This window comes from Pseudomonas sp. K5002 (assembly GCF_013386655.1).
Classification (GTDB): domain Bacteria; phylum Pseudomonadota; class Gammaproteobacteria; order Pseudomonadales; family Pseudomonadaceae; genus Aquipseudomonas.
In genome coordinates this window covers 1-2,604 of the sequence record NZ_JACARK010000813.1, presented here as the reverse complement: position 1 = coordinate 2,604, position 2,604 = coordinate 1, and the positions used below count along the sequence as shown (strand labels likewise).

Annotated in this window: 3 protein-coding genes; all 3 read left to right on the top strand. The window is 62.9% G+C overall.

All coding sequences use genetic code 11. The features are described 5' to 3' along the window. On the top strand, positions 1-722 hold a 722-nt coding region (locus HX846_RS29075), incomplete at its 5' end, for a flagellar M-ring protein FliF C-terminal domain-containing protein (RefSeq protein WP_306173166.1). After that, a complete protein-coding gene (fliG, locus tag HX846_RS29070; protein ID WP_003214577.1) occupies positions 715-1,734 on the top strand; it encodes a flagellar motor switch protein FliG in 1,020 nt (339 codons plus the stop codon). The genes HX846_RS29075 and fliG, both read left to right, overlap by 8 nt. Positions 1,735-1,744: 10 nt before the next feature. Next, the gene (gene fliH, locus HX846_RS29065; protein WP_008434837.1) at positions 1,745-2,509 is read left to right on the top strand and encodes a flagellar assembly protein FliH; all 765 of its coding nucleotides are present in this window, start codon (positions 1,745-1,747) and stop codon (positions 2,507-2,509) included. Positions 2,510-2,604: the final 95 nt, after the last annotated feature.

Below are 2,604 nucleotides of genomic sequence, written 5' to 3'. Positions count from 1 at the left end.
CTGGCCAGCCGCTGCTGGACGCCAACGGCCAGCAGATCATGGACCCGGCCACTGGCCAGCCCATGCTCGCGCCGTACCCGGCCGACAAGCGCAACCAGTCCACCAAGAACTTCGAGCTTGATCGTTCCATCAGCCACACCAAGCAGCAACAGGGTCGGATCAATCGCCTGTCGGTGTCGGTGGTGGTGGATGACCAGGTCAAGGTCAATGCCGCAGACGGCGCCATTACCCGCGCCCCATGGAGCGCCGATGAATTGGCGCGCTTCACTCGCCTGGTACAGGATGCGGTGGGCTTCGATGCCAGCCGTGGCGACAGCGTCAGCGTGATCAACATGCCGTTCTCCGCCGAGCGTGGCGAAGTCATCGCCGAGGCAGCGTTCTATACTCAGCCGTGGTTCTGGGACATCGTCAAGCAAGTGCTGGGGGTGTTGTTCATCCTGTTGCTGGTGTTCGGCGTACTGCGCCCGGTGCTCAACAACATCACCGGCCACGGCAAGAAGCAACTGGCCCTGGCCGGCGGCGACGTCGAACTGGGTGGCATGGGCGGCCTCGATGGCGAACTGGCCAACGACCGCGTGAGCCTCGGTGGCCCGCAAAGCATTCTGTTGCCGAGCCCGAGCGAGGGTTATGACGCTCAGTTGAACGCAATCAAGAGCCTGGTGGCCGAAGACCCGGGTCGTGTGGCCCAGGTCGTGAAAGAGTGGATTAACGCAGATGAGTGATAGCCGAGCTGCAGTAGCCAAACTCTCCCGGGTCGACAAAGCCGCCGTGCTGTTGCTGTCCCTCGGAGAAACCGACGCCGCCCAAGTGCTGCGCCACATGGGGCCCAAAGAGGTTCAGCGTGTCGGCGTGGCCATGGCGCAAATGCGCAATGTGCACCGCGAGCAAGTCGAGCAGGTGATGAGCGAGTTCGTCGAGATCGTCGGCGACCAGACCAGCCTGGGCGTCGGCTCCGACAGCTACATTCGCAAGATGCTCACCTCGGCCCTGGGCGAAGACAAGGCCAACGGCCTGATCGATCGCATCCTGCTGGGTGGCAACACCAGCGGCCTCGACAGCCTCAAATGGATGGAGCCGCGGGCCGTGGCCGACGTGATCCGCTACGAACACCCGCAAATCCAGGCGATCGTGGTGGCGTATCTCGACCCCGACCAGGCCGGTGAAGTGCTCGGCCACTTCGACCATAAGGTGCGCCTGGATATCATCCTGCGCGTCTCGTCGTTGAACACCGTGCAGCCAGCGGCCCTGAAAGAACTGAACACGATTCTCGAGAAGCAGTTCTCGGGCAATTCCAACGCTTCGCGCACCACCCTGGGCGGCATCAAGCGTGCGGCCGACATCATGAACTTCCTCGACAGCTCGGTGGAAGGCCAGTTGATGGACTCGATCCGCGAGATCGACGACAGCCTGTCGGTGCAGATCGAAGACCTCATGTTCGTGTTCAACAACCTCTCCGACGTCGACGACCGTGGCATCCAGGCGTTGCTGCGGGAAGTGTCCTCCGACGTGCTGGTGCTGGCGCTCAAGGGCTCGGACGAAGGCGTCAAGGAAAAGATCTTCAAGAACATGTCCAAGCGGGCTTCCGAACTGTTGCGCGACGACCTCGAGGCCAAGGGCCCGGTGCGCGTCAGCGACGTGGAAACTGCACAGAAGGAAATCCTCACCATTGCCCGCCGTATGGCCGAAGCCGGAGAAATCGTTCTCGGTGGGAAGGGCGGCGAAGAAATGATTTAAGGCGCCGCGCATGTCGAACAAAGATGAGACGCCCAGCGATCTGATTCGCGCACGGGACGTCGGAGGGTTCGACGTCTGGTCGCTGCCCAGTTTCGACCCGCATCGCCCGGAGCCTGAGCCGGAGCCGGTAGAAGAACCCCCGGCCGAGATGGAAGAAGTGCCGCTGGAGGAAGTCCAGCCACTGACCCTGGAAGAGCTCGAAAGCATTCGCCAGGAAGCCTACAACGAAGGTTTCTCCACCGGCGAGAAGGACGGTTTTCGCAGCACCACCCTCAAGGTCCGCCAGGAAGCCGAGGCCGCGCTGAGCGTCAAGCTGGCCAGCCTGGAAACCCTGATGGGCAGCCTGTTCGAGCCCATCGCCGAGCAGGACTCGCAGATTGAAAAAGCCATGGTCGGGCTGGTGGAGCACATCACCCGCCAGGTGATTCAGCGCGAATTGGCCCTGGACTCCACGCAAATCGAAAGCGTGATGCGCGAAGCCCTCAAGCTGCTGCCCCTGGGCGTCGGCAACGTGCGGCTGTACATCAACCCGCAGGATTTCGAACAGGTCAAAGCCCTGCGCGAGCGCCATGAAGAAACCTGGCGCATCGTCGAAGACGCCGCGCTGCTGCCCGGTGGTTGCCGGGTCGAGACCGAGCACAGCCGCATCGATGCCACGGTGGAGACGCGCATCACGCAGATCATGGCCAAGCTGTTCGATCAGTTGCACGAGCAGGCGCTGCACCCGGCAGAGCCGGACTTGAGCGTCGAGCTGGACACCCCCGATGCGCCTTGATCGCACCAGCTTCGCCAAGCGCCTGGGTGGCTATGCCGAAGTCACCGAGTTGCCCGGCCAGCCGATCCTGGAGGGCCGGCTGCTGCGCATGGTCG